Raw genomic sequence first — 25869 nt, 5'->3', positions numbered from 1 at the left:
GGGTGTTGCGGGTGTGAAGGGGATCAGGCGCCGGTCAGGGCTGCCTTTACGCGGGCCGAGACTTGCGTCATGTCAGCGCGGCCAGCCAGTGCCGGCTTGAGGATGCCCATGACCTTGCCCATGTCCTGTGGGCCGGCAGCGCCAGCCTTGGCCACGGCGTCGCGCACGGCGGCGTCGACTTCGGCTTCCGACAGCTGCGCGGGCATGTAGACCTGCAACACGGCAATCTCAGCCGCTTCCTTGGCGGCCAGATCTTCGCGGCTGGCTTGCTGGAATGCGGTGATGGAGTCCTTGCGCTGCTTGATCATCTTGTCGACCACGGCCAGCACGGCAGCGTCATCCAGCTCGATGCGCTCATCCACCTCGCGCTGCTTGATGGCGGCCTGCAGCAGGCGGATCGTGCCCAGACGATCCATTTCCTTGGCGCGCATGGCGGCCTTCATGTCTTCCGTGATCTGCGCTTTCAACGACATTCCAAACTCCGATAAACGGCAAAACCCGCTCGAGCGGCTGGCCCAGCGGGTTGCAAACTTGAAAAAGTGGATCGCTGATCGTAGCACAGAACCAAGGCGGTTCTTGCCCCAATCGACGGAGTCAGCGGGCGGACGCTGCCTCCCCCGCCGCAACGCCCGAGGCCCATGCCCACTGGAAGTTGTAACCGCCGAGCCACCCCGTCACATCGACCACCTCGCCGATGAAGTACAGGCCAGGCGCACTCTGCGCCTCCATGGTGGCCGACGACAGCGCGCGCGTATCGACCCCGCCACGCGTGACTTCCGCCTTGCGATAGCCCTCGCTGCCCGACGGCGTCAGCTCCCAGCGGTTAAGTGCGCCGCCGATCGCACGCAGCAGCTTGTCCTGCAGCTCGGCAATCGGCGCGTGCGGATTGGCGCCGTGCGTGGCGCACCAGGCTTGCGCGACGCGTTCCGGCAGCCGCTGCGCCAGCACCGTCCCGAGTTGCTTGCGCGAGCCGGATTTCTCATCGCACAGCCATTGCGCGGCGTCGGTGTCCGGCAGCAGGTCAATGGCGAGCGGCTGGCCCGAATTCCAGAAGCTGGAGATCTGCAGCACCGCCGGACCAGACAGCCCACGATGCGTGAGCAGCAAATCCTCGCGGAAGGTCGTGGCGCCGCCCTTCTTGCCACCCTTGCCCGCAGGCTGCGCCACGGTCACATCCACTTCCATCGAGACCCCAGACAGCGCCGAGAACGGCGCCCAATGCTCAGCGTTGAACGTGAGCGGCACCAGCGCCGGGTGCGTCTCGACAATCTTCAGCCCGAACTGCCGCGCAATCCGATAGCCAAAATCCGTCGCGCCGATCTTGGGGATCGACAGGCCGCCCGTAGCAATCACCAGCTTGTCGGCGACGATCTCGCCCGCGCTGGTCGACAGGCGATACGCATCGCCGTCCTTGCCCACTTCTGCGATGGTGCAGCCAGTACGCCAGATGACGTTGCCCTTCTCGCACTCGGCTTCGAGCATGCGGATGATGTCTTCCGCGCTGTCATCGCAGAAGAGCTGCCCCTTGTGCTTCTCGTGATACGGAATGCGGTAGCTGGAGACAAGGCTGATGAAATCCTGCGCCGTGTACCGCGCCAACGCCGAGCGGCAGAAATGCGGGTTGTTCGACAGGTAGTTGGCCGGCGCCGCATTGACGTTGGTGAAGTTGCACCGCCCGCCGCCGGAGATGCGGATCTTCTCGGCCAGCTTGGTCGCGTGGTCGATCAGCACCACGCGCGCTCCACGCTGCCCGGCCACCGCCGCGCACATCATCCCGGCCGCGCCCGCGCCGATCACCGCTACATCGCACCGCATCATGATCGTCGCGCCGCCTCTGTCTATGCTTGAAAACCGCGTATTTTAGCTTGTGCTATCTTCGGCGCCTTCCTACGGATTTCTTCCCTCACTCGCCATGCTGGTCCTCGGCATCGAATCTTCCTGTGACGAAACCGGTGTCGCGCTGTATGACACCGATGCCGGCCTGCGCGCGCATGCGCTGTATTCGCAGATCGCCATGCACCGGGAATACGGCGGCGTGGTACCCGAGCTGGCCTCGCGCGACCACATCCGCCGCGTGATCCCGCTGCTGGAAGAGGTGCTCGGCAAGGCTGGCGCCAGGCGCGCGGACATCGACGCCATCGCCTATACGAAAGGCCCGGGGTTGGCTGGCGCGCTGCTAGTCGGCGCCTCGGTGGCGAATGCGCTGGCGTTTGCCCTGGGCAAGCCGCTGGTGGGGGTGCACCACCTGGAAGGGCATCTGCTCTCGCCGCTGCTGGAGGCGGATCGGCCTGAGTTTCCGTTTCTGGCGCTGCTCGTCTCGGGCGGGCACACGCAACTGATGCGCGTGGATGGCGTCGGCCAGTACACGCTGCTCGGCGAAACGCTCGACGATGCTGCCGGTGAAGCCTTCGACAAGACCGCCAAGCTGCTCGGCTTGGGCTACCCCGGTGGCCCTGCCGTCTCGCGCCTGGCCGAGTTCGGCAACCCCGGCGTGTTCGACCTGCCCCGGCCGATGCTGCATTCGGGCAATTTCGATTTCTCGTTCGCGGGCTTGAAAACGGCGGTACTCACGCAGGTGCGCAAGCTCAACCTGACCGACAGCGAGACCTGCCATCAGCCGCGTGCCGATTTGGCCCGCGCATTCGTCGACGCCATCGTCGAAGTGCTCGTCAAGAAGACGTTGCGTGCCGCGCGCGAGCACGGCCTCACGCGCATCGTCGTGGCAGGCGGCGTGGGCGCCAACCGCCAGTTGCGCGAAGGCCTTAACGCCGAAGGCAAGAAGCGCGGCCTGCGCGTCTACTACCCCGACCTGCAGTTCTGCACCGACAACGGCGCGATGATCGCCTTTGCCGGCGCGATGCGGCTGCAGGCAGACCCGACGCAGGTGCAGGACGGCTACGGGTACGGCGTCACACCGCGCTGGGATCTCGAAGACATTCGTATCCAACAGGCATAAAAAAACCGCTCATTTGAGCGGTTTTTTCTTTACTGCCATGTCGATTACTTGTCGAGGCGCTTGTCGCGCTCGATCAGCGCATACGCGCTGTGGTTGTGGATCGATTCGAAGTTCTCGGCTTCCAGCGTGTAGGCGACGATGCGGTCGTCCTGGTTCAGGCGCATGGCGATGTCGCGCACCAGGTCTTCCACGAACTTCGGGTTTTCGTACGCACGCTCGGTCACGAACTTCTCGTCCGGGCGCTTGAGCAGGCCCCACAGTTCGCACGAAGCTTCTTCTTCGGCCATGCGGATCAGCGATTCGACCGGCGTATCGGCCGCCAGCTCGGCGTCGATCGTGATGTGCGAGCGCTGGTTATGTGCGCCGTATTCCGAAATCTTCTTCGAGCACGGGCACAGGCTCGTCACCGGCACCAGCGCCTTGACGCGAACCTTGGTGTGGCCGTCGCGCACTTCGCCGATCATCGTCACTTCATAGTCCATCAGCGACTGCACGCCCGACACCGGGGCCGTCTTGCTGACGAAATACGGGAAGTGGACTTCAATGCGGCCGGCGTCGGCTTCGAGCTTCTCCAGCATCTTTTCCAGGAGGAGCTGGAATTGCGCCAGGTTCAGCGGTTCGCGCTCTTCTTCGAGCAGCGCGACGAAGCGCGACATGTGCGTGCCCTTCTGGTCGGACGGGAGATGCACATCGAGGTTGTACGTGCCCACAGTGTTCTGCACGCCCGACGGGGTCTGCAGCGACATCGGGTAGCGCACGCCGCGCACGCCCACGCGTTGGATGGGAATCTGGCGGGTATCGTGGCTGGACTGCACGTCCGGCATCGCGAAGGCCGGGTTCATATCGTTCATGATCGGTTTCCTTTACGGTCGCCCGGCCATCGCAGTCGACCGGAACGCAACGAGTGTGAAACCGCGGAACCTGGCTGAGAGTGACCACCCCTCAAGTGATCGACTCAACCCATCCCGCGACTGCGCACACAATTCACAAATTGGACTGCGGAGTGTAAGGGAAATTTCCTACCTCTGCAGTCAACTACTCAAACCCGCAGACGCAATACGGGTGATTGATTCTTCCTATCGCCGCAGGCAGCTCAGGCCACACGCGGCGTCGCGGCCCGCGGCTGCACGGCAAAACGTTCCCGGATGGAAGCGAGAATGCCATTGGCGTCCAGCCCGCATTGCGCCAGCAGCGCGGCATGGTCGCCGTGGTCCACAAAGCGGTCAGGCAGACCCAATTGCAGCACAGGTGTTGCCACACCCACCGCGGCCAGCGCTTCCAGGCAGGCACTGCCGGCTCCCCCCATCACGCAGCCCTCTTCCACCGTGACCACGTAGTCGTGCGTGCGCGCCATCTCCAGCACGCATGCCACGTCGAGCGGCTTGACGAAGCGCATGTTGACGATAGTCGCGTCCAGGCGTTCCGCAGCGGCCGTGGCAGGGGCCACCATCGAGCCGAACGCCAGGATCGCCACGCGCTGGCCGGCCGGTGCCGTCGATGCGCGCCGCACTTCGGCCTTGCCCAACGGCAGCGGCTCCAGCGTCGGCTGCACCGCCACGCCCGTGCCCGCGCCACGCGGATAGCGCACCGCCGTCGGGCAATCCTGGGCGAAGGCCGTGCTCAAAAGCTGGCGGCATTCGTTCTCGTCGGCCGGCGTCATCACCATCATGTTGGGGATGCAGCGCAGGTACGCAATGTCGTATGCGCCGGCGTGCGTCGCACCGTCCGCTCCGACTAGGCCAGCACGATCTAGCGCAAACACCACGGGCAGGTTCTGCAGCGCCACGTCATGGATCAACTGGTCGTAGCCGCGCTGCAGAAACGTCGAATAGATGGCGACGACGGGCTTCAGGCCCTCGCACGCCAGACCGCCCGCAAACGTCACGGCATGCTGCTCGGCGATGCCCACGTCGTAGTAGCGATCGGGAAAGCGCTGCTCGAACTCGACCATGCCCGAGCCCTCGCGCATGGCCGGCGTGATGCCGACCAGGCGTTTGTCCGCCGCAGCCATGTCGCACAGCCATTGGCCGAACACCTGCGTGTACGTCACCTTGGCCGGACGGCCGGAAGGCTTGATGCCTTCCTGCGGATTGAACTTGCCGGGGCCGTGATAGAGGATCGGGTCGGCCTCGGCCAGCTTGTAGCCCTGGCCCTTCTTGGTGACCACGTGCAGGAACTGCGGGCCGCCGCCTTCCAACGCGCGCTTGCGGATGTTCTGCAGCGTCGGCACGAGCGATTCGAGATCGTGGCCATCGATCGGCCCGATGTAGTTGAAGCCGAACTCCTCGAACATCGTGGCCGGCACGAACATGCCCTTGGTGTGCTCCTCAAAGCGCTTGGCAAATTCGAGTACCGGCGGCGCCACCGACAACAGCTTTTCCACGCCCTTCTTGGTGGCCGCGTAGAACTGGCCGCTCATCAGGCGCGCCAGATAGCGATTGAGCGCCCCCACCGGCGGCGAGATCGACATGTCGTTGTCGTTCAGCACCACGACCAACGGCAGGTCTTTATAGACCCCCGCGTTGTTCATCGCCTCGAACGCCATGCCGGCGCTCATGGCGCCGTCGCCGATGACGGCAATGGCGACGCGGTCTTCCCCGTTGGTCTTGGCGCCCAGAGCCATGCCCAGCGCAGCCGAAATCGACGTGGACGAATGCGCCGTGCCGAACGTGTCGTACGGACTCTCGCTGCGGCGCGGGAAGCCCGAGATGCCGTCCAACTGGCGCAACGTGCCCATCTGGTCACGGCGCCCGGTAAGGATCTTGTGCGGATAGCTCTGATGGCCCACGTCCCACACGATGCGGTCTTCGGGCGTGTTGAAAACGTAGTGCAGCGCGATGGTCAGCTCGACCGTGCCGAGGTTCGACGACAGGTGGCCGCCCGTCTGCGAGACGGAATCGAGCACGAAGGCGCGCAGCTCGCTGGCCAGAGGCTCGAGCTGGCGGCGGTCCAGGCGGCGCAGGTCGGCCGGATCGTCGATGGTGTTGAGAAGTTCGTACGTCATGTGGGACCGCCGCTCAGGCGCGTTTTTTGGCATTGGGCGTTGGGCTCTACCCCAGCGCAATGTTGTTCAGTGGCTACGCCGCACGATCAGGTCGGCCATCTCGGCCAACCGGACAGTGCGCGCTTCGCCCAACTCCTGGGCAAGCTGTGAAACCGCCGCGCCCGCTGCAGCGTGCAGCTCATCAGCCAGCGCCCGCGCCTTGTCCAGCCCGAGGATGGACACGTAGGTGGGTTTGTCGTTGGCCTCGTCCTTGCCGGCGGTCTTGCCCAGCGTGGCGGTATCGGCCGTCACGTCGAGGATGTCGTCGACCACTTGGAACGCCAGGCCGACCGCGCCCGCATAGGCATCCACCTGCTCCAGCGCAGCGGCATTCACTCCAGCACAGAGCGCGCCCATCCGCAGGCTTGCCCGCAGCAGCGCGCCGGTCTTCATGCGGTGCATCGCTTCCAGTGCATCTTGCGACAAGGCAATGCCAACGCTTTGTAGATCGATCGCCTGACCACCCGCCATGCCCAGTGAGCCGGAGGCGTGCGCCAACTCACCCACCAGCACCGCGCGGGTTGCAGGGCTCACCGCGCCCAGCTCGGCCAGCACGATGAACGCCTGCGTCTGCAAGGCGTCGCCGACCAGCAGAGCCGTCGCTTCATCATAGGCGCGATGCACGGTCGGGCGGCCACGCCGCAGGTCGTCGTCGTCCATGCAGGGCATGTCGTCGTGGACAAGCGAATAGGCGTGGATCATCTCCACCGCGCAGCTCACGCCATCGAGTGCCTCAGGCGACGCATCGCCCAGCGCACCGGCGGCATGCGTCAGCAGCGGGCGCACGCGCTTGCCGGCGCCCAGCGTGGCATAGCGCATGGCGGCATGCAGGCGTTGCGGCGAGACGCTTTCGGCCGGCAATGCGCGTTCGAGCGCGGTTTCCGTGCGTGCAACGACCGACGCCATCCATGGGGCGAATTGGGCAGGCGCGCTCATGCGTCGCCCTGCTCGTTGGTACCGGTATCGTCGGACAGCGGCTTCAGGGCATCGCCGTCGAGCACACGCACCTGCTGCTCCACACGCTCCAGCACCTGCTGGCAGTACTTGACCAGCTCGGCCCCGCGTCGATACGCCGCAAGCGAGGCCTCCAGCGGCAACTCACCGGATTCCATGCTGGCGACAAGGGTTTCGAGCTCGGCCATGGCCGCTTCGTATGAAGCCGGCGTGGCGGAAGGAGTGGACGCGCCAGTCGGGGCGTCGTTTGAGGCACGGGGCATGCCGATTGCGAATCAGAAAAGGACAATCCGGCATTTTACGGCAATTCCGCGTGCGCTCTGCGCACATGGCGTCCGGTGCGGGGAGGTTGGTTCAGGGTTCCGAGGCGTGGCGCCGTCCGGCGCGGTGTCGGCTGGTCAACGGCTGAAAGATGACGAAAATCAGGGACTTATCAATTCCCCTGGGGTACAATCGCCCCCTTTCCTCCAAAGGCCGGGCCGGTGCTACGCCGTTCCGTACGATGGTTTGGGTCTGTTGGCCCATAAAACGTATGGTCGTTGGCCCAAGCGGGGGCCTCAGACGCTCGTTTCCCATATCAACAGACCCTAGGCCACCTGCCGATGGCGTCCTTTCCCAAATCGAATTTTTCGTCGAATCTTTCGATGGTTGGGTTGTTCACTACTTTCACCGTTATTGGGAGTGGGGATAATGTCCAATCTCAGCGCCGCACTGAACCTGGTGCCGTCTGAAACCCAGCTGCCCGTCTCTGCTTACTTCGACGAGGCGCTGTATCAAACTGAAATCGAACGTCTGTTCAAGCATGGCCCGGGTTACGTCGGCCATGAGCTGATGGTCCCCGAAGTTGGCGACTATCACACGCTTGCCGCCGAGGCCGAAGGCCGCGTGCTGGTACGCAACCCGAACGGCGTCGAACTGCTTTCCAACGTATGCCGGCATCGCCAGGCGATCATGCTCAATGGGCGCGGCAACGCCCAGAACATCGTCTGCCCGCTGCACCGCTGGACGTACGACCTCAAAGGTGACCTGCTGGGCGCGCCGCACTTCGAGAAACAGCCGTGCGCACACCTGTCGCGCTCGCCGCTGCAGAACTGGAACGGGCTGCTGTTCGAGGGCAAGCGCGACGTGCGCAACGACCTCGCCCGCCTGGGCGTGGCGCGCGATCTCGATTTCTCCGGCTACATGCTCGACCACGTCGAGGTGCACGACTGCAACTACAACTGGAAGACCTTCATCGAGGTGTACCTCGAGGACTACCACGTCGTGCCCTTCCACCCTGGGCTCGGCCAGTTCGTCTCGTGTGACGACCTGGAATGGGAATTCGGCGAGTGGCACAGCGTGCAGACGGTCGGCATCCACGCCAATTTGCGCAAACCGGGCACGCCGGCGTACCAGAAGTGGCACGACGCCGTGCTGCGCTTCAACAACGGCGAAATGCCCAAGTACGGCGCGGTGTGGCTGACGTACTACCCGAACGTAATGGTCGAGTGGTATCCGAACGTGCTGGTGGTCTCGACGCTGCATCCGCTGGGCCCGACCAAGACACGCAACGTGGTCGAGTTCTACTACCCGGAAGAAATCGTCCTGTTCGAGCGCGAATTCGTTGAAGCCGAGCGCGCCGCCTATATGGAAACGTGCATCGAAGATGACGAGATCGCTGAGCGCATGGACGCTGGGCGCCTCGCCCTGCTCAAGCGCGGCACAAGCGAAGTCGGCCCATACCAGTCGCCCATGGAAGACGGCATGCAGCACTTCCACGAGTGGTATCGACGCGTCATGAAGTATTAAGCGGCCACCGAAGGTAGGCATCCGCCGCCTTCCGCGTCACAATACGAACGGTGCAGGTCACGCAGCCTGCGCCGTTTTTTTTCGCCCTCCCCTCGCCATGCCCGCCGATACCACGACCGCTGTCCAGAACGCCGCCCCAACGGCCGACAGCTCCTCCCGCCAGTCGCTGTGGATGATCCTCGCCGCATTCGCCTTCTCGGCGATGGGCGTGTGCGTGAAGCTCGCCTCGGCGCACTACAGCACGGGCGAAATCGTCTTCTACCGCAGCGTGATCGGCATGATCGTGATGGGTGCCATCCTCGCCAAGACGGGCGCGGGCATCCGCACGCCATATCTCACGTCGCACATCAAGCGCAGCGTGTTCGGGGTGACGTCGCTGCTGCTGTGGTTCACGTCGATCAGCCTGCTGCCGCTGGCGACGGCCATGACGCTGAACTACATGTCGCCAGTGTGGATTGCGCTGATCATCGGTGCAGGCGCCGCGCTGGCCGGTAAGGCCGGTGGCGCCGACAGGAAGATGGTGGCGGCGATCCTGATGTCGTTCGTGGGCGTGATATGCCTGTTGCAGCCGAGTGTGGGCGTGGGTTCATCGCAGCTTGCCGGCGGCATGGTCGGGCTGGTGTCGGGCGTGTTCACGGCCCTCGCCTATGTGGAGGTCCGCCAATTGGGCGACCTGGGCGAGAACGAGGCGCGCATCGTGTTCTACTTTTCGTTCGTCAGTGCGATTGCCGGCGGCGTGTGGATGCTGATCGGCGGCGCGCAGCCGCATACGTGGCACACCGCCGGCCTGTTGCTGGCGGTCGGGCTTCTGGCTACGCTGGGCCAGACCGCCATGACGCGCGCCTACAAGCGCGGCAACACGTTGCTGACGGCCAACCTGCAATACACCGGCATCGTCTTTGCGAGCGGCTGGGGTATGTTGCTCTGGAATGATCACCTGAATGCGCTGTCGTGGGCGGGCATGGCGCTCATCATCGGCAGCGGCATCGTGACCACGGTCATGCGCGCCCGTCAGTCGGGCGCCGAGCATCCGACGCCGCAGACCGCCGTGTCCGGCCCGGAAGCCGAGATTCATCCGGAAGTTTGATTGGAGATTGCCGCCATGAGCGAACGCGCTCGCTACGCCACCCTCATCACCGCGCCGCAATTGGCCGCGCTGCAGCAAAGCGCGCCGGAAAGCGTGGTTGTCATCGATTGCAGCTTCGACCTCGCCAACCCTGCCGCCGGGCGCGATGCGTATCACGCCAACCATATTCCCGGTGCGTTCTACATGCACCTCGACAACGAGCTGTCCGGTCCGAAGACCGGCACGAACGGGCGCCACCCCCTGCCGGATGCGGAAGCACTGGTCGCACGCCTGCAGGCGTTGGGCGTGAATGACGATTCGCAGGTTGTCGCCTACGACCGCCAGGGGAGCATGTACGCCGCGCGCCTGTGGTGGCTGCTGCGCTGGGTTGGCCATGCCGATGTGGCCGTGCTCGATGGCGGCCTGCAGGCCTGGGAAACCGCACACTTCCCGGTCGACAACGTCGTGCCGGAAGAGCCGCAGCTCAACGCCACCCCGGGCAACATCACCCGCAAACCGTCGCTCGTGCAAATGGTGACGGCCGATTTGGTGCAGAAGTACCTCGGCCACGCCGACAAGCCCATCATCGACGCCCGCGCGCCCGACCGCTACCGCGGCGAAAACGAAACGCTCGACCCCGTCGGCGGGCACATCCCCGGCGCACGCAACCGCTTCTTCCGCGACAACCTGCAGGCCGACGGCACCTTCAAGCCGGCCGATCAGTTGCGCGCGGACTTTGCTGCCGTGCTGGCCGGCGCCCAGCCGCAAGACGCGATGCTGCAATGCGGCTCTGGCGTGACCGCCTGCCACAACGCCCTGGCCATGGAGATCGCCGGGCTGACGGGCGCCGCGCTCTACGCCGGCTCATGGAGCGAGTGGTGCAGCGATCCGTCGCGCCCGGTGGCCACGGGGCCGAATCCGTAACCCGCAGACCTCGCCTACAGCAAAAAGCCCGGTATCGACCGGGCTTTTTCGTTGAGCAATGCGATGCGTCAGTGCGCGTGACCGTGCAGGCCGTTGGTCAACAGGAAGATCATCAGCACACCCGCCGCAATCAGCGCAACCTGGATAGCAGATTCCTGCTTACGCGGCCGGCGCTTCATCTGCGGCATCAGATCGCACACGGCGATGTAGATGAAGCTGCTGGAGGCGACCACGAGCACGTACGGAATCCACGACGTCAGGCGATCCAGCAGGTAGTAGCCGAGCACCGCGCCCACCAGCGCGCAGACGCTGCAGATCAGGTTGTAGACAAACGCACGCGTCTTGGAGAAGCCTGCATTGAGCAGCACCATGAAATCGCCGATTTCCTGCGGGATTTCGTGCGCCGCAATGGCCAGCGCGGTGACGATGCCGACTTTCGTGTCGGCCAGGAACGCAGCCGCAATGACGATGCCATCGGAAAAATTGTGCAGCCCGTCGCCCACCAGGATCATCATGCCGCTGCGGCCGGCTTCTTGCCGATCATGGCCGTGGTGGTGGCCATGCCCGTCGCCCTCGTGGTGGTGCGAGTGGCGGATCAGCGAGATCTTCTCGAGCAGGAAGAAACCCAGCAGGCCCGCCAGCAGCGTGGCAAACAGCGCATGCGCATTGGGCTCGACACCCTGATGCGCTTCGAAGGCCTCCGGCAGCGAGTGCAGCAGCGACGTGGCCAGCAGCACGCCCACGGAAAAGCTGACCATGCGATCCACCACACGCGAGAGCACCGTCAATGACAGCGCGGCGGCGCCCGCCATGCTGCCAACGCCAGACAGCGCGGTGGCCAGGAGAATGCCTAACAGGGTGGTATCGAAGGTCATGCGGCGCAGGCCAATAAACGCAACAGAGTTGCAAGAAGGGCGAATTGTATGCCGCTTTATCAACCTTTGCCAGTGGCGGCCAAAGAAAAAGGCCCACGTGTGGGGCCTTTCGCGCTGGGTGTTGCGGTGCTATTCGACGCCGTGATCCTTGAACCAGGCGAGGCACTTCTTCCAGCCGTCTTCCGCGTCAGCCTTCACATAGCTTGGGCGGTAGTCGGCGTGGAAGGCGTGGCCCGAATTCGGGTACACGATGATGCGTGATGCGTGCGCCTTCGGGTTCTTGGATTTTTCCAACGCTGTTTTCAGGGCATTGCGTGCGTCTTCCGTGATCACGGTGTCCTTCGCGCCATACAGGCCCAGCACCGGCGCCTTGAGCTCGTCCACCTTGTCGATCGGCGAAACAGGCTGCAACGGCGTGGAATTGCTGTTGAGCGGTCCGTACCAGACCACCGCTGCCTTGATGCCGGGGTTGCGCTCGGCGGCCAGCCAGACATGACGCCCGCCCCAGCAGAAACCGGTGATACCAATGCGCGCCGCATCGCCACCGTTCTCCTTGGCCCACGCCACCGTGGCGTCCAGATCGCCCGCCACCTGCGCGTCCGATACCTTGGACACCACGTTGGCGACGGCCTCCTGGATCGTGCCGTAGGCGCGCGGATCGCCCTGGCGCACGAACAGCTCCGGCGCGATCGCCAGGTAGCCGAGCTTGGCGAAGCGCCGGCAGATATCGGCGATGTACTCGTGCACACCGAAGATCTCGCTCACGACAATGACCACGGGCAGCCTGGTCTTGCCTTCGGGCTGGGCGCGATAGGCAGGCATCTTGAAGTCGCCCACGGGCACAATCACCTCGCCCGCCGTCAGCCCGTTAAAGTCGGTGTGGATGGTCTGCGCCGACACCGGCAGCACCGCCGCCGCAAAGGCCGACCCCAATGCCGTCTTCATGAAACCGCGCCGATCGAAGCTGCGGCCGGGTACCAGACTCTCCACTTCTGCATCAAGCTGCTGCATCGCACTCTCCTCGCATTCTCGGGGCGGTTACGGTGAACGAAGCGGCTAGTCTACCGAAGGGAATGCATCGCTGCCGAGCCAGGTATCCGACCTCAACCGCTAGTGCAGCTTGACCCGCGGATTCGTCTTGCTGCGCAGCCAGTGCGTGACCGTATCGAGCGCCATGCGCACCCAGCCGTGCAGTGCCAGCACGTGCATGCGATACAGCGAGGTGTACATCAGCCGCGCCATCAGGCCTTCAATGAACATCGACCCGCCAATGAGGCCGCCCATGAGGCTGCCGACCGCGCTGAAGTGGCCGAGCGACACCAGCGAGCCCAGATCCTTGAAGGCGAACGGCTGTACAGGCTTGCCGTCCATGCGCGCACGCAGCGCGTCGTACAGATAGGTCGCCTGCTGGTGCGCGGCCTGCGCACGCGGCGGCACGCTGGTCGAGGCCTCGGGCCACGGGCAGCTGGCGCAGTCTCCAAAAGCGTAAATCGAATCCTCGCCTTCCACCTGCAGCGTGCGCGAAACCACCACCTGACCCAGCTTGTTGACGGGCAGCCCCAACTCGCCCAGCACCGACGGCGCACGAATGCCGGCGGCCCACACGGTCAGATCCGCCGGAATGGATTTGCCGCTGGCGGTATTGACGGCGTTGGCGGTGACTTCCGTCACGCGCTCGCTGGTGATGACGTCGACGTCGAGCTTGTGCAGCAGCCCGGTCGTTGCGGCAGAAATACGCTCCTTGAGCACCGGCAGGATGCGCGGGCCGCCCTCGATCAGATGGATGCGGATGTCGTGGCGCGGGTCCATCTTGTGCAGGCCATAGGCCGCCAGCACGTGGGCCGTGTTGCGCAGTTCGGCCGACAACTCCACACCGGTCGCGCCCGCACCGACGATGGCGATGTCTACCTGCGGGCGGGCATCGCCGACACCGTTCTGCGCGCGCATGCACGCAGCGATGAGCCTGCGACGAAAGCGCTCGGCCTGCCATGCGGTGTCGAGTGCGATGGCGTGCTCCGCAGTGCCGGGCACGCCGAAGAAATGGGTCACGCTGCCGATGGACAGGATCAACGTGTCATACGGGATCGCACGCTCGGGCAACACCTCCGTGCCGTCCGCATCCACGCAGCCGGATACGAGGATGGTCTTGGCCGCGCGATCGAGGCCCTTCAGTTCGCCCTGCTGGAATTCGAAGCCGTGCCAGCGCGCCTGAGCCGCGTATTCGAGCTGATGTGTATTCGGATCCATGCTGCCTGCAGCCACTTCGTGCAGCAGCGGTTTCCAGATATGGGTGGGGTTGCGGTCGACCAGAACGACGTGTGCCGCATCGCGCTTGCCGAGCTTGTCGCCCAGCCGCGTTGCGAGCTCCAAACCGCCGGCGCCTCCGCCGACCACCACAATGCGCGGCCCGTTCGTAGCCGTTGCGCCGTTCGCTTGCCCTGCCATGTGCTTCTCCCTGAGCCGTTGAATCTTTTCGATCACGTGATCTGTCAGGTGCAGTCTGCTGCAACGCAAAACCCGCCGCAACCCCAAGCGTATGGATATGGCGAATCATGACAACCGCATGCCACGGGCTTCCACAGGCTGCCGCGGCAGACAAACCCGCGCCATGGCTTGTGGCGCGCGCCGCGAAGCGTTGCTCAGTGTGCTTCTTCCCAGTTGGCGCCCACACCAACCTCGGCCACCAGCGGCACACGCAGCGTCGCTACGCCGCACATCAGTTCTGGCAGGCGCTCACGCACCACGGCCAGTTCGGCCTGCGGGACTTCCAGCACCAGCTCATCGTGTACCTGCATGACCAGGCGCGAGCGCATCGCTTCGGCTTCGAGCCAGCCTTGCACGGCCAGCATCGACAGCTTGATCAGGTCCGCCGCCGTGCCCTGCATGGGCGCGTTGATGGCGGCGCGCTCGGCGGCCTGGCGGCGCGGGCCATTGCCGCCGTTGATGTCGGGCAGCCACAGGCGGCGGCCGAAGACGGTCTCCACGTAACCGCGTTCGCGCGCGCTCTGGCGGGTTTCGTCCATGTAGCTCGCGGCGCCGGGGTAGCGGGCGAAGTAGCGGTCGATATAGAGCTTGGCGGCGTCGCGGCCGATGCCCAGGTTGCTGGCCAGCCCGAACGCGCTCATGCCGTAGATCAGGCCGAAGTTGATGACCTTGGCCACGCGGCGCTGGTCGGGCGTGACCTCCAGCGGCGTCACGTTGAACACCTCGGCGGCCGTCGCGCGGTGCACATCCTGACCTTCGCGGAACGCACGCATCAGGCCTTCGTCTTGCGACAGGTGGGCCATGATGCGCAGTTCGATCTGCGAGTAGTCGGCCGAGACAATCGCGCTGCCTTCCGGCGCAATGAACGCCTCGCGGATGCGCCGCCCTTCTTCCGTGCGCACCGGAATGTTCTGCAGGTTCGGATCGGTCGAGGCCAGGCGCCCCGTCACGGCCGTCGCCTGCCCGTAGGTGGTATGGACCCGGCCGGTGCGCGGGTTGACCATCTTCGGCAGTTTGTCGGTGTAGGTGGACTTGAGCTTCGCCAAGCCCCGGTAGTCGAGCAGCAGCTTCGGCAACGGATAGTCTTCGGCCAGCTTCTGCAGTACCTCTTCATCCGTCGACGGTGCGCCGCTGGCGGTCTTCTTGATAACCGGCAGCTTCATCTGGTTGAAGAAGATCTCGCCGATCTGCTTGGGTGAGCTGAGGTTGAACGGCTGACCGGCCAGCGCGTGGGCCTGTGTTTCAAGCTCGATCAGGCGCAAGCCGAGTTCGTTGCTCTGCTTGGACAGGCGATCACCATCGACCAGCACGCCGTTGCGCTCCATCTTTTGCAGCACGATCGAGGTCGGCATCTCGATCTGCTCGTAGACGTAGCGCAGCTTGTCGTCTTCGGCCACTTTGGGAAACAGCGTGCGATGCAGGCGCAGCGTAATGTCGGCATCTTCGGCCGCGTATTCGGTCGCGCGATCGAGCGGCACTTCATCAAAGCCGATCTGCGATGCGCCCTTACCGCACACCGCTTCGTAGGTAATCGTCTTCAGGTGCAGCACCCGCTCGGCCAGCGCGTCCATACCGTGATTGCGGTGCGATTCCAGCACGTACGATTCGAGCATCGTGTCGTGCTCGATGCCGCGCAGCGCGATGCCGTGGTTGGCGAACACGTGCGCGTCGTACTTCAGATGCTGGCCGACCTTCTTGCGCGATTCATCTTCGAGCCACAGCTTCATGCGCGCGAGCACCATGTCGCGCGGGAGCTGCGCGGCAGCGTCGAGGCCCACCACGTCCGGCCCGCGATGCGCGACCGGGATGTAGCACGCCTCGCCCGGCTTGACCGACAGCGAGATACCGACGAGCTGCGCGAGCATCGGATCGATGGACGTCGTCTCCGTATCGATGCAGACGAGGTCCACTTCATCCAGACGCTGCATCCACGATTCGAGTTGCGCTTCGGTGGTCACCGTTTCGTACTGGACCTCGTCGGGCGGCGCTTCCACGTCGAACAGGTTGGCCTGGGCCTGCAGTTGCGCGGCTTCACCGGCGTAGTTCTTCACGGGCGTCGCGGCCTTGCGGGCGGCACCGACGCTGCGCGTGTCAGGCAGCGCCTCGCCCGAGGCCTCGCGCAGCCACGTTTTGAAACCGTAGCGCGAGAAGAACTCGACAAGTTCGGTCTTGTCTTCACCGCCGTCGATCAGTGCGTCAAATGTCGGCACTTCCTTCGACAGATCGCAATCGAGCTTCACCGTCAGCAGCTCGCGGCCCTTAGGCAGCCATTCGAGCGTGTTGCGCAGGTTCTCGCCCACCACGCCCTTGATCTCGCCCGCGCGGGCGATGACGTTGTCGAGCGAGCCGAATTCGGTCAGCCATTTCACGGCGGTTTTCGGTCCCACTTTCGGCACGCCCGGCACGTTGTCGACCGTATCGCCAATCAGCGAAAGATAATCGACGATGCGCTCGGGCGGCACGCCGAACTTGGCTTGCACGCCGGCCGGATCGAGCGTTTCGTTGGTCATGGTGTTGACCAGGGTGACGTGGTCATTCACCAATTGGGCGAGGTCCTTATCCCCCGTTGAGACGATGGTTCGGACGCCTTCCTTGGCCGCACGTTCGGCCAGGGTGCCGATCACGTCGTCGGCCTCCACGCCCTCCACCACCAGGATGGGCCAGCCCAGTGCGCGCACGGCTTCGTGGATGGGCTCGATCTGCGCGCGCAGGTCGTCCGGCATCGGCGCGCGGTGCTCCTTGTAGGCCGGATAGAGGTCGTCGCGGAACGTCTTGCCTTTGGCGTCGAAAACGCAGGCGCTATACTTGGCCGGGTAGTCGTTGCGCAATTTGCGCAGCATGTTCACGATGCCGTAGATGGCCCCCGTAGGAAACCCTTCTCCGTTTCGCAAGTCGGGCAGTGCGTGATAGGCACGGTACAGATAACTCGAGCCATCGACGAGCAACAGCGTTTCTTGACTTTCCGACATTCCCATGGACTCTAAAGTGACTGGAACGCCAAACGGCGTTTCCGATAATGGCGCTTCCGCTGAAGGCTCGGCACCTGGCGGCGTGGCAAAGCAGGCTGCAGATGTGTCCGCGGCTGAACTGACGGGGGTGAGCCCCGCGCGCCAGGCCACCACGGCCGACATGGACGTCAACGTGACGGTGGGCGTTGAACACGAGCCCAAAGCCGACGTGGCTCATGGCCGCACCGATCGCAAGATGATCCCCAGCCTGCGGGCACTCGCTGACGAAGAACGCGCCACCGCAAAGAAAGCGCGCGCCTCCTGGCAGATGTTCACGATTATGGCAGAGTTCATCGAGGCGACCGAGTACCTCTCGGAGATCCGCCCGGCCGTTTCGATCTACGGCAGCGCGCGCCTGCGCGAGGATTCTCCGTACTACGAACGCACCATCGAAATCGCCCGGTTGTTCTCGGACGCAGGCTTCGCCGTCATCTCCGGCGGCGGCCCCGGCATCATGGAAGCGGCCAACAAGGGCGCGCACGCGGGCAAGTCGGCCAGCGTCGGGCTGAACATCGAGTTGCCGCATGAACAGCAAGGCAATCCGTATCAGGACATTTCGATGCGCTTCCGCCATTTCTTCACGCGCAAGGTGACCTTCGTGAAGAACTCGGACGCGTTCATCGTCATGCCCGGCGGATTCGGCACGCTGGATGAACTGGCCGAGGTGCTCACGCTCGTGCAGACTGGCAAGTCGCGCAGCGTGCCGGTGGTCATGTTCGGCAGCCACTTCTGGAAGGGCCTGCTCGACTGGTTCCGCTTCACGCTGCTGCCGATGGGCCTGATTGCCGAGCACGACCTCGACATCATGCGCATCGTCGACGAACCCAAGGACGCGCTCGATGCCGTCTACGAGTTCTACGAAAAGCGCGAAGGCACCTCGCCGATTCCGCCCAAGGAAGAGATGTTCTACCTGTAAGCGCAGGTGTGACATTCGGCGCCATGCGAACGGACGATGGCGAGGGGGCTGGACTGCTAGAATGCAGGGTCTCAGATCACTCGCCGGAGTCCATCATGGATTCGCTGCTTCACCCGTCCGCCGCTGCAGTCCGCTCCGGCTTCGCCAATGTCGCGCGTCTGATGCGCCACGGTGGCCTGCTGGCTGGCGCCGCCCTCTGCTTCGCCCTGCCCGCGCACGCCGAGGTGACGGCGGACAGCGCCGGCCTGGACCTGCCCGATGTCAAGGCGATCAACAGCCAGCCGATCGCCAAGCCCACCAAGGGCGCCATCCACCATGAAGCCGTCAAGCCGAGCTTTGACTACCGCGACAACGACGGCACGCAGGTCGAGGAATACCGCTTTCAGAAAGGCCAGGCACCGGACATCCATGTCAAATCCGGCATGGGAACGTCCTACAACATGAGCAAGCCAGAAGACAGCTCGCCGCGCATTCGTGAGCGCGGCGACATCGACCGGGTACCCTCGGTCAACGTCCTGAAGTTCTAAGCCCGCGCCGCACCTTCGGCGCCCGCAAGCCGGCTCCATCGCGGGCCGGTTGCGTTTTCTTCCACCCGTTTCCCACCTGCGAAGCATGGCTGTTTTCACCCCGGTCTCCGATGCCGAGATCGCTCTCTGGCTGGATCAATACGATGTGGGCGCCGTGCGCGCATTTCGCGGCATCCCCTCCGGGATCGAGAACTCCAACTTCTTCCTGACCACGGAGAAGGACGGGCAGACGCACGAATACGTCGTCACGCTGTTCGAGCGGCTGACGCTTGAGCAACTGCCGTTCTATCTGTATTTGATGCAGCATCTTGCGCAGCACGACATCAGCGTGCCGGCGCCGATTCCGGGCCGCGATGGCGAGATCCTGCGCACGCTGGGCGGCAAGCCGGCAACCATCGTGACACGCCTGGCGGGCCGCTCGAACTTGGCGCCCACCGTGTCGGAATGCGCCATCGTCGGCGACATGCTCGCGCGCATGCATCTGGCCGGACGCGACTATCCGCGTCACCAGCCGAACCTGCGCAGCCTGCCCTGGTGGAACGAGGTGGTGCCCGACGTGGCGCCCTTCGTGCACGGCGACACGCGCGCGCTGCTCGAGAGCGAACTCGCGCATCAGCAACGCTTCTTCGCCAGCGCCGACTACGCCGCGCTGCCTGAAGGCCCGTGCCATTGCGACCTCTTCCGCGACAACGTGCTGTTCGAGCCGGCCACCGACGGCCAGCCGGAACGCCTGGGCGGCTTCTTCGATTTCTACTTTGCCGGCGTCGACAAGTGGCTTTTCGACGTGGCCGTGACCGTCAATGACTGGTGCATCGACCTGGCCACTGGCGTGCTGGATGCCGAGCGGGCACGGGCGATGCTGCACGCCTACCACGCCGTGCGCCCGTTCACCGATGCTGAAGCGCGGCACTGGCAGGACATGCTGCGTGCCGCGGCCTATCGCTTCTGGGTGTCGCGTCTGTGGGATTTCTACCTGCCGCGCGATGCCGAACTGCTCAAGCCGCACGACCCGACCCACTTCGAGCGCGTACTGCGCGAACGGGTGGGCCCAGGCGGCCTGACTCTGGACCTCCCTCAACCATGCAACTGATTGAAGTACCGGCCAAGCAAGGCTACGTCTGGCTGCGCCAGGGCGCGTGGCTGTTCCGCAAGAACCCGATCGGTTTCTTGCTGCTGCTGTTCATCTACCTGTTTGCCGTCAACCTGCTGATGCTGCTGGCACCCCCAGTGGGCGTGTTCGCGATTCTGCTGGTCAACCCGGCCATCTTTGTGGGGTTCATGTCGGCGTGCCGCGATACGGTGGCGGGCAAGCGCGTCGGGCCCGCCTCGCTCATCGCGGGCTTCCGTGCGTATGGCAAGGATGCGATGCGCGCGCTGCTCAAGCTGGGCGGCATCTATGGCGTGCTGGTGCTGGTGGTCAGCGGCGTGCTGATGACGATGGTGGACGTCGATACGCTGATGACCGTGGTCAGCGACAAGCCGCTCACCACCGACGCCATCCGCGAGTTCTACCTGGCGATGGTGATGGGCTCGGTGCTGTATATCCCGGTGGCGGTGCTGTTCTGGTTTGCGCCGCTGCTGGTGGCGTGGCACGGCATTCCGGTCGGCAAGGCGCTGTTCTTCAGCTGGATGGCCGTGTGGCGCAACCGCGCCGCGTTCATCGCGTATGGAGTGCTGGTCGCGATCCTGCTGATTGCGGTGCCGCTGTTCATCGATGCGCTGTTCGCTTCGAGCGGCGCCAACAACATCGCCCCGATCATCGCCACGCCGTACCGGATTCTGGTGATGGCGGTGCTGTACTGCTCATTCTACGCGACGTATCGCGGCTGCTTCAACGTGACGCAGGCCGCAGGCCAGACCACCGACACGACGGTCTGACCCGCACCCGGACTCGATCGACGCTCAGTTGATCGGGTCCAGCTTGGCGATGCCCAACGCCAGCACCTTCACCCCGTGGCGGTTGAACTTGATGTGAGCGCGTGCCTCGGCGCCCTCGCCTTCCAGCGTCGTGATGACGCCTTCCCCGAACTTGTTGTGGAACACCGACTGGCCGACACGGAAGCCCGTGGCCTCGGCGCGTTTGGCATCGGCGTAGTTCTTGCCGGTGTCCATGCCGCCGGTGGGGCGCGTGCCGGTGTAGGCGTCTTCGTCGCCGCGCTCGGGGCGCTTGAACCAATCTTTGCCCCACGCGCCGCTTTCGCCTTGCGCACGACGCGTCGCGGTGTAGCCCGATTGCTGGGGCGTCAGCCACTTCAATGTGTCTTCCGGCAGCTCATCGAAGAAGCGTGAGCGGATGTGGTAGCGAATCTGGCCATGCAGCACGCGGCTCTGCGCGAACGACAGATAGAGCCGCTCGCGCGCCCGAGTGATGGCCACGTACATCAGGCGGCGCTCTTCTTCCAGGCCATCCTTTTCCATCTGGCTGTTTTCGTGCGGGAACAAGCCCTCTTCCAGCCCGGTGATGAAGACGACGTGGAACTCCAGCCCCTTGGCTGCGTGCACGGTCATCATCTGCACGGCGTCCTGGCCGGCCTGGGCCTGGTTGTCGCCAGCCTCCAGCGAGGCGTGCGTGAGGAAGGCGACCAGCGGCGTCATCTCCGCCGGCGCCTCGTCGGTGACGAGTTCGGAGACGGTATCGCCGCGGTTCTCGTCAATCTCGCCGCCTTCGATGCGCAGCATGGCGTCGTGGCGCACCGGTAGCGCGGTCGCAATCGCATCTACGCCGTAACCCTCTTCGGCCACGAACGCCTGGGCGGCGGTCACCAACTCCTGCAAGTTCTCAATGCGGTCCTGGCCTTCCTTCTCGCCCTGGTAATGCGTGATCAGGCCGCTGGCGTGGATGACGTGCTGAACAATTTCGGGCAGCGTCATCTGGCGCGTGTCGGCACGCATCTGCTCGATCAGGCGCACGAATGCGGAGAGCTTGGTGGCCGCCGCGCCCGTCAGATAGGGCACCGAGGCCGCCAGCGAGATGCCATACAGCTTGGCAGCATCCTGCAACAGCTCCAGCGAACGCGCCCCGACGCCACGCGCCGGAAAGTTCACCACGCGCCCAAATGCAGCGTCGTTGTCCGGGTTCTCCAGCAACTGGATATACGCCAGCGCATGCTTGATTTCCGCGCGCTCGAAAAAGCGCAGGCCGCCGTACACCTTGTACGGAATCCCCGCCGAGAACAGCGCGTGCTCGATCACTCGCGACTGCGCGTTGCTGCGATAGAGGATGGCGATTTCCGAGCGCGACATGCCGGTGGCAATGCGGTCGCGGATCTCGTCGACGATCCAGCCGGCCTCCTGACCGTCCGTCGCGGCCTGATAGACGCGCACCAACTCGCCATGGCCTGCGTCGGTACGCAGGTTCTTGCCCAGGCGGCGCGAGTTGTGCGAGATGAGGTGGTTAGCCGTGTCGAGAATATTGCCGTGCGAGCGGTAGTTCTGCTCCAGCTTGATCCGGTGCTCGACGCGGAATTCGCGCTCGAAGTCGACCATATTGCCGACGTTGGCGCCACGAAACGCGTAGATGCTCTGATCATCATCGCCAACGGCGAAGATGGCGTTGGGCGTGACACCTGGCTCGCCCAAACCCGCGAGAACCTTCAGCCAAGCGTACTGCAGCTTGTTCGTATCCTGGAACTCATCGACCAGGATGTGCTTGAAGCGCCGCTGGTAATGCGCGCGGATCGCATCGTTGTAGCGCAGCAGTTCATAGCAGCGCAGCAGCAGTTCGGCAAAGTCGACCACGCCTTCGCGCTGGCATTGCGCGTCGTAGGCGGCGTACAGGTCGGCCATGCGGCGGTCGTATTCATTGGCGATTTCCAGATCGCCCGCGCGCAGGCCCTGCTCCTTGGCCCCGTTGATGAAGTACTGGACGTTCTTGGGCGGAAACTTCTCGTCGTCGATATTGAGCGACTTGAGCAGGCGCTTGACGGCGGAAAGCTGGTCTTGCGTATCCAGGATCTGGAAGGTCTGCGGCAGGCCGGCATCGCGGTAGTGCGCGCGCAGCAGGCGGTTACACAAGCCATGGAACGTGCCGATCCACATGGCGCGCGTGTTGAGCGGCAGCATGGCCTGCAGGCGGGCCGTCATTTCCTTGGCCGCCTTGTTCGTAAACGTGACGGCCAGCACACCCGACGGCGACACGCGTGCGCTCTGGATCAGCCAGGCGATGCGGGTGGTCAGCACGCGCGTCTTGCCGCTGCCCGCCCCCGCCAGGATCAGCGCCGATTCATCGGGAAGCGTGATGGCAGCGCGTTGTTCGGGGTTCAGATTGGCGAGCAGGTCGGACATGCGGGAGGAGCCTCGGCAGAATCCTCAAATTATACCGGCGCCCTCCCGCGCCTCGCCCGTGGCAGACACGGACAAGTCGTATAATTCCAAGCTTTCGCCCAGCATTTTCTTGGGCCAAACGTCTCTTTTGCGCCCCTTCGCGCCTCTGTCAGCATGACCGATCAAAACCAAGCCCTCGCCAAGAGTTTCGAACCCGCCACCATCGAGCAGAAGTGGAGCGCGGCGTGGGAAGCGATGGGCGTCTCCCGTGCGACGCTCGAAGCCGGCAAGCCGGATTTCTGTATCCAGCTGCCGCCGCCGAACGTGACGGGCACGCTACACATGGGCCACGCGTTCAACCAGACCATCATGGACGGCCTGACGCGCCACGCGCGCATGTCGGGCGCCAACACGCTGTGGGTGCCGGGCACCGACCACGCCGGTATCGCCACGCAGATCGTCGTGGAACGCCAGTTGGATGCGCAAGGCGTGTCGCGCCACGACATGGGCCGCGAAAAGTTCGTCGAGAAGGTCTGGGAGTGGAAGGAGCAGTCGGGCTCGACCATCACGCGCCAGGTGCGCCGCATGGGCGCCTCGATCGACTGGGAGCGCGAATACTTCACGATGGACCCGAAGATGTCGCGCGCCGTCAGCGACGTGTTCGTGCGCCTGTATGAGCAGGGCCTGATCTACCGCGGCAAGCGCCTGGTCAACTGGGATCCGGTACTCGGCACCGCTGTGTCCGACCTGGAAGTGGTGAGCGAAGAGGAAGAAGGCTCGCTGTGGCACATCCGCTATCCGCTGGCCGAACCGGACGCCGTGCGCGGCCTGACCCACCTGACGGTCGCCACCACCCGCCCCGAGACGATGCTCGGCGACACGGCCGTGATGGTGCACCCGGAAGATGAGCGCTACGCCCACCTGATCGGCAAGTTCGTGCACCTGCCGCTGACCGATCGCCAGATCCCCGTGATTGCCGACGAATACGTCGACCGCGAATTCGGCACCGGCGTGGTCAAGGTGACGCCGGGCCACGATTTCAACGACTACGCCGTGGGCCAGCGCCACAAGCTGCCGCAGCTGTCGATCCTGACGCTCGACGCGAAGATCGTCGCCGATGCGCCGGCCGCCTATGCCGGCATGGACCGCTTCGACGCCCGCAAGAAGATCGTCGCCGACCTCGAAGCGCAAGGCCTGCTGGCCGAAGTGAAGAAGCACACGCTGATGGTGCCGCGCGGTGATCGTACCGGCGTCGTGATCGAGCCGATGCTGACCGACCAGTGGTTCGTTGCCATGAGCAAGCCGGCACCGGAAGGCACGCGCTTCCCGGGCCGCTCCATCGCCGAGGTGGCGCTGGACGCCGTGCAGAGCGGCAAGATCAAGCTGGTGCCCGAGCAGTGGGTCAACACGTACAACCAGTGGCTGAACAACATCCAGGACTGGTGCATCTCGCGCCAACTGTGGTGGGGCCACCAGATTCCGGCGTGGTACGACGATGCCGGTAACGTCTATGTCGGTCGCACCGAAGACGAAGCCAAGGCGCAGGCTGCGGCCAAGGGCTACACCGGCGCACTTACGCGCGACGACGACGTGCTCGACACGTGGTTCTCGTCGGCGCTGGTGCCGTTCTCGTCGCTGGGTTGGCCAGCCGACACGCCGGAGCTGAAGCACTTCCTGCCCTCCACCGTGCTGGTCACGGGCTACGACATCATCTTCTTCTGGGTGGCGCGCATGGTCATGATGACCCTGCACTTCACCGGCGAAGTGCCCTTCCACACCGTCTATGTGCACGGCCTGGTGCGCGATTCGGAAGGCAAGAAGATGAGCAAGTCCGAGGGCAACACGCTCGACCCGGTCGACCTGATCGACGGTATCGCGCTGGAGCCGCTGCTGGCCAAGCGCACCACCGGCCTGCGCCGCCCGAAGGACGCGCCCAAGGTCGAAAAGCGCACGCGCAAGGAATTCCCGGAAGGCATTCCGGCGTTCGGCGCCGACGCGCTGCGCTTCACCTTCGCGTCGCTCGCCACGCTGGGCCGCAGCATCAACTTTGACCCGGGCCGTTGCGAGGGCTACCGCAACTTCTGCAACAAGCTCTGGAACGCCACGCGCTTCGTGCTGATGAACACCGAAGGTCAGGACTGCGGCATGCAGGAATGCGTCGGCGATTGCGGCCCCGAAGGCTACCTGCACTTCTCGCAGGCCGACCGCTGGATCGTCTCGCTGCTGCAGCGCGTGGAAACCGAAGTGGAGAAAGGCTTTGCCGACTACCGCTTCGACAACATCGCCAACGCCATCTACAAGTTCGTCTGGGACGAGTACTGCGACTGGTACCTGGAACTCGCCAAGGTGCAGATCCAGACCGGCACGCCGGCCCAGCAGCGCGCCACGCGCCGCACGCTGCTGCGTGTGCTGGAAACCGTGCTGCGCCTGGCCCACCCGATCATCCCGTTCATTACCGAAGAGCTCTGGCAGAAGGTCGCGCCGATGGCTGGCCGCGCCAAGGGCGACGGCACCGAGAGCCTCGCGCTGCAGGAATACCCGCGCGCCGCGCTCAGCAAGATCGACGAGCAGGCCGAGCAGTGGGTGCAGCAGTTGAAGGCGCTGGTGGACGCCTGTCGCAACCTGCGCGGCGAGATGAACATCTCCCCGGCGCAACGCGTGCCGCTGTACGCCAACGGTGATGCCGAGTTCCTGCAGGTGGCCGCACCATACGTGCAGGCACTGGGCAAGCTGTCGGAAGTGAAGGTCTACACGGACGCCGCCGCCATGGAGCAAGATGGCGCCGGCGCCCCGGTCGCCATCGTCGGCGACACCAAACTTCTGCTGAAGATCGAAATCGACGTGGCGGCAGAGCACGCTCGCCTCTCTAAGGAAATCGACCGCCTGCGCGGCGAGATCACCAAGTGCGAAGGCAAGCTGGGCAACGAATCATTTGTCGCCCGTGCACCGGCCGCGGTAGTGGAACAAGAACAGAAGCGTGTGGCGGATTTCAAGGCCACGCTCGCCAAACTGGAAGCTCAGGTTGCGCGCCTGCCGGTGCAAGCTGCCTGAGCGTCGGGTCAAGA

At 64.5% G+C, this 25869-nt stretch carries 20 protein-coding genes; 9 read left to right on the top strand and 11 right to left on the bottom strand.

Annotated elements, in window-relative coordinates; translation table 11 throughout:
- Positions 1-23 precede the first annotated feature (23 nt).
- A complete protein-coding gene (locus NG900_RS24035) occupies positions 24-473 on the bottom strand; it encodes a GatB/YqeY domain-containing protein (RefSeq protein ID WP_252684493.1) in 450 nt (149 codons plus the stop codon).
- A gap of 121 nt (positions 474-594) precedes the next feature.
- Complete coding sequence (locus tag NG900_RS24030; RefSeq protein WP_252684491.1) at positions 595-1818, bottom strand: BaiN/RdsA family NAD(P)/FAD-dependent oxidoreductase; 1224 nt, start codon at positions 1816-1818, stop codon at positions 595-597.
- A 94-nt stretch (positions 1819-1912) separates the two neighbouring features.
- Here NG900_RS24030 and tsaD point away from each other — a divergent pair, with 94 nt between their 5' ends.
- Complete coding sequence (gene tsaD, locus NG900_RS24025; RefSeq protein WP_252684489.1) at positions 1913-2956, top strand: tRNA (adenosine(37)-N6)-threonylcarbamoyltransferase complex transferase subunit TsaD; 1044 nt, start codon at positions 1913-1915, stop codon at positions 2954-2956.
- A gap of 44 nt (positions 2957-3000) precedes the next feature.
- On the opposite strand, the gene folE2 is transcribed toward tsaD, so the two are convergent.
- The 4 genes from folE2 to NG900_RS24005 all read right to left on the bottom strand — a co-directional run bounded on the left by folE2 (position 3001) and on the right by NG900_RS24005 (position 7216).
- Positions 3001-3807: a GTP cyclohydrolase FolE2 gene (gene folE2 / locus NG900_RS24020; protein WP_252684487.1), complete on the bottom strand. Its 807-nt coding sequence runs from the start codon at positions 3805-3807 to the stop codon at positions 3001-3003.
- A gap of 242 nt (positions 3808-4049) precedes the next feature.
- Entirely contained in the window at positions 4050-5960 is a 1911-nt protein-coding gene (gene dxs, locus NG900_RS24015) for a 1-deoxy-D-xylulose-5-phosphate synthase (protein ID WP_252684485.1), read from the bottom strand.
- Positions 5961-6026: 66 nt separating this feature from the next.
- The gene (locus tag NG900_RS24010; protein ID WP_252684483.1) at positions 6027-6935 is read right to left on the bottom strand and encodes a polyprenyl synthetase family protein; all 909 of its coding nucleotides are present in this window, start codon (positions 6933-6935) and stop codon (positions 6027-6029) included.
- The gene (locus NG900_RS24005) at positions 6932-7216 is read right to left on the bottom strand and encodes an exodeoxyribonuclease VII small subunit (RefSeq protein ID WP_252684481.1); all 285 of its coding nucleotides are present in this window, start codon (positions 7214-7216) and stop codon (positions 6932-6934) included. The genes NG900_RS24010 and NG900_RS24005 overlap by 4 nt, the downstream gene beginning before the upstream one ends.
- Before the next feature lie 427 nt (positions 7217-7643).
- On the opposite strand from NG900_RS24005, the gene NG900_RS24000 reads away from it, so the two are divergent.
- The 3 genes from NG900_RS24000 (at position 7644) to NG900_RS23990 (ending at position 10731) form a co-directional block, all read left to right on the top strand.
- Positions 7644-8741 (top strand): aromatic ring-hydroxylating oxygenase subunit alpha, encoded by a 1098-nt coding sequence (locus NG900_RS24000; protein WP_252684479.1) that lies wholly within the window; start codon positions 7644-7646, stop codon positions 8739-8741.
- Positions 8742-8838: 97 nt separating this feature from the next.
- Entirely contained in the window at positions 8839-9828 is a 990-nt protein-coding gene (locus NG900_RS23995) for a DMT family transporter (protein WP_420804181.1), read from the top strand.
- Between the two features lie 15 nt (positions 9829-9843).
- The gene (locus NG900_RS23990; protein ID WP_252684477.1) at positions 9844-10731 is read left to right on the top strand and encodes a sulfurtransferase; all 888 of its coding nucleotides are present in this window, start codon (positions 9844-9846) and stop codon (positions 10729-10731) included.
- Between the two features lie 68 nt (positions 10732-10799).
- Here NG900_RS23990 and NG900_RS23985 read toward each other — a convergent pair whose 3' ends face one another.
- The 4 genes from NG900_RS23985 to polA form a co-directional block, all read right to left on the bottom strand.
- The gene (locus NG900_RS23985) at positions 10800-11606 is read right to left on the bottom strand and encodes a ZIP family metal transporter (RefSeq protein ID WP_252684475.1); all 807 of its coding nucleotides are present in this window, start codon (positions 11604-11606) and stop codon (positions 10800-10802) included.
- A 129-nt stretch (positions 11607-11735) separates the two neighbouring features.
- Positions 11736-12617 (bottom strand): dienelactone hydrolase family protein, encoded by an 882-nt coding sequence (locus tag NG900_RS23980; protein ID WP_252684473.1) that lies wholly within the window; start codon positions 12615-12617, stop codon positions 11736-11738.
- Between the two features lie 99 nt (positions 12618-12716).
- Entirely contained in the window at positions 12717-14051 is a 1335-nt protein-coding gene (locus NG900_RS23975; RefSeq protein ID WP_252684471.1) for an NAD(P)/FAD-dependent oxidoreductase, read from the bottom strand.
- Between the two features lie 194 nt (positions 14052-14245).
- The gene (polA, locus tag NG900_RS23970) at positions 14246-17059 is read right to left on the bottom strand and encodes a DNA polymerase I (protein ID WP_252684469.1); all 2814 of its coding nucleotides are present in this window, start codon (positions 17057-17059) and stop codon (positions 14246-14248) included.
- 4 nt (positions 17060-17063) lie between these two features.
- On the opposite strand from polA, the gene NG900_RS23965 reads away from it, so the two are divergent.
- The 4 genes from NG900_RS23965 (at position 17064) to NG900_RS23950 (ending at position 20419) form a co-directional block, all read left to right on the top strand.
- On the top strand, positions 17064-18014 hold the full coding sequence (locus NG900_RS23965; RefSeq protein WP_252684467.1) for an LOG family protein: 951 nt from the start codon (positions 17064-17066) through the stop codon (positions 18012-18014).
- A 95-nt stretch (positions 18015-18109) separates the two neighbouring features.
- Positions 18110-18541: a hypothetical protein gene (locus tag NG900_RS23960; RefSeq protein ID WP_252684465.1), complete on the top strand. Its 432-nt coding sequence runs from the start codon at positions 18110-18112 to the stop codon at positions 18539-18541.
- A gap of 85 nt (positions 18542-18626) precedes the next feature.
- A complete protein-coding gene (locus NG900_RS23955) occupies positions 18627-19631 on the top strand; it encodes a homoserine kinase (RefSeq protein WP_252684463.1) in 1005 nt (334 codons plus the stop codon).
- A complete protein-coding gene (locus tag NG900_RS23950) occupies positions 19622-20419 on the top strand; it encodes a BPSS1780 family membrane protein (protein ID WP_252684461.1) in 798 nt (265 codons plus the stop codon). Before NG900_RS23955 ends, NG900_RS23950 begins: the two co-directional genes overlap by 10 nt.
- Before the next feature lie 24 nt (positions 20420-20443).
- Here the strand turns inward: NG900_RS23950 and NG900_RS23945 are convergent, their stop codons facing one another.
- Positions 20444-22825 (bottom strand): UvrD-helicase domain-containing protein, encoded by a 2382-nt coding sequence (locus tag NG900_RS23945; RefSeq protein ID WP_252684459.1) that lies wholly within the window; start codon positions 22823-22825, stop codon positions 20444-20446.
- Positions 22826-22978: 153 nt separating this feature from the next.
- Between NG900_RS23945 and NG900_RS23940 the strand changes: the two genes are divergently transcribed.
- On the top strand, positions 22979-25855 hold the full coding sequence (locus NG900_RS23940; RefSeq protein ID WP_252684457.1) for a valine--tRNA ligase: 2877 nt from the start codon (positions 22979-22981) through the stop codon (positions 25853-25855).
- The last annotated feature ends 14 nt before the right edge of the window (positions 25856-25869 follow it).

Source organism: Ralstonia soli, assembly GCF_023955655.1.
In the GTDB taxonomy this organism is placed as follows: domain Bacteria; phylum Pseudomonadota; class Gammaproteobacteria; order Burkholderiales; family Burkholderiaceae; genus Ralstonia; species Ralstonia soli.
This window is presented reverse-complemented; position numbering and strand designations above follow the sequence as displayed.

Excerpts from the sequence above, each read along its gene's own strand:
- NG900_RS24000 (WP_252684479.1), top strand. The coding sequence starts at position 7,644 with ATGTCCAATCTCAGCGCCGCACTGAACCTGGTGCCGTCTGAAACCCAG.
- NG900_RS23960 (WP_252684465.1), top strand. The coding sequence starts at position 18,110 with ATGGATTCGCTGCTTCACCCGTCCGCCGCTGCAGTCCGCTCCGGCTTC.
- NG900_RS23995 (WP_420804181.1), top strand. The coding sequence starts at position 8,839 with ATGCCCGCCGATACCACGACCGCTGTCCAGAACGCCGCCCCAACGGCC.
- NG900_RS23965 (WP_252684467.1), top strand. The coding sequence starts at position 17,064 with ATGGACTCTAAAGTGACTGGAACGCCAAACGGCGTTTCCGATAATGGC.
- NG900_RS23940 (WP_252684457.1), top strand. The coding sequence starts at position 22,979 with ATGACCGATCAAAACCAAGCCCTCGCCAAGAGTTTCGAACCCGCCACC.
- NG900_RS23980 (WP_252684473.1), bottom strand. The coding sequence starts at position 12,617 with ATGCAGCAGCTTGATGCAGAAGTGGAGAGTCTGGTACCCGGCCGCAGC.
- NG900_RS23975 (WP_252684471.1), bottom strand. The coding sequence starts at position 14,051 with ATGGCAGGGCAAGCGAACGGCGCAACGGCTACGAACGGGCCGCGCATT.
- NG900_RS23990 (WP_252684477.1), top strand. The coding sequence starts at position 9,844 with ATGAGCGAACGCGCTCGCTACGCCACCCTCATCACCGCGCCGCAATTG.
- NG900_RS24035 (WP_252684493.1), bottom strand. The coding sequence starts at position 473 with ATGTCGTTGAAAGCGCAGATCACGGAAGACATGAAGGCCGCCATGCGC.
- NG900_RS23950 (WP_252684461.1), top strand. The coding sequence starts at position 19,622 with ATGCAACTGATTGAAGTACCGGCCAAGCAAGGCTACGTCTGGCTGCGC.
- folE2 (WP_252684487.1), bottom strand. The coding sequence starts at position 3,807 with ATGAACGATATGAACCCGGCCTTCGCGATGCCGGACGTGCAGTCCAGC.
- polA (WP_252684469.1), bottom strand. The coding sequence starts at position 17,059 with ATGTCGGAAAGTCAAGAAACGCTGTTGCTCGTCGATGGCTCGAGTTAT.
- tsaD (WP_252684489.1), top strand. The coding sequence starts at position 1,913 with ATGCTGGTCCTCGGCATCGAATCTTCCTGTGACGAAACCGGTGTCGCG.
- NG900_RS23955 (WP_252684463.1), top strand. The coding sequence starts at position 18,627 with ATGGCTGTTTTCACCCCGGTCTCCGATGCCGAGATCGCTCTCTGGCTG.
- NG900_RS24005 (WP_252684481.1), bottom strand. The coding sequence starts at position 7,216 with ATGCCCCGTGCCTCAAACGACGCCCCGACTGGCGCGTCCACTCCTTCC.
- NG900_RS24010 (WP_252684483.1), bottom strand. The coding sequence starts at position 6,935 with ATGAGCGCGCCTGCCCAATTCGCCCCATGGATGGCGTCGGTCGTTGCA.
- NG900_RS24030 (WP_252684491.1), bottom strand. The coding sequence starts at position 1,818 with ATGATGCGGTGCGATGTAGCGGTGATCGGCGCGGGCGCGGCCGGGATG.
- dxs (WP_252684485.1), bottom strand. The coding sequence starts at position 5,960 with ATGACGTACGAACTTCTCAACACCATCGACGATCCGGCCGACCTGCGC.
- NG900_RS23985 (WP_252684475.1), bottom strand. The coding sequence starts at position 11,606 with ATGACCTTCGATACCACCCTGTTAGGCATTCTCCTGGCCACCGCGCTG.
- NG900_RS23945 (WP_252684459.1), bottom strand. The coding sequence starts at position 22,825 with ATGTCCGACCTGCTCGCCAATCTGAACCCCGAACAACGCGCTGCCATC.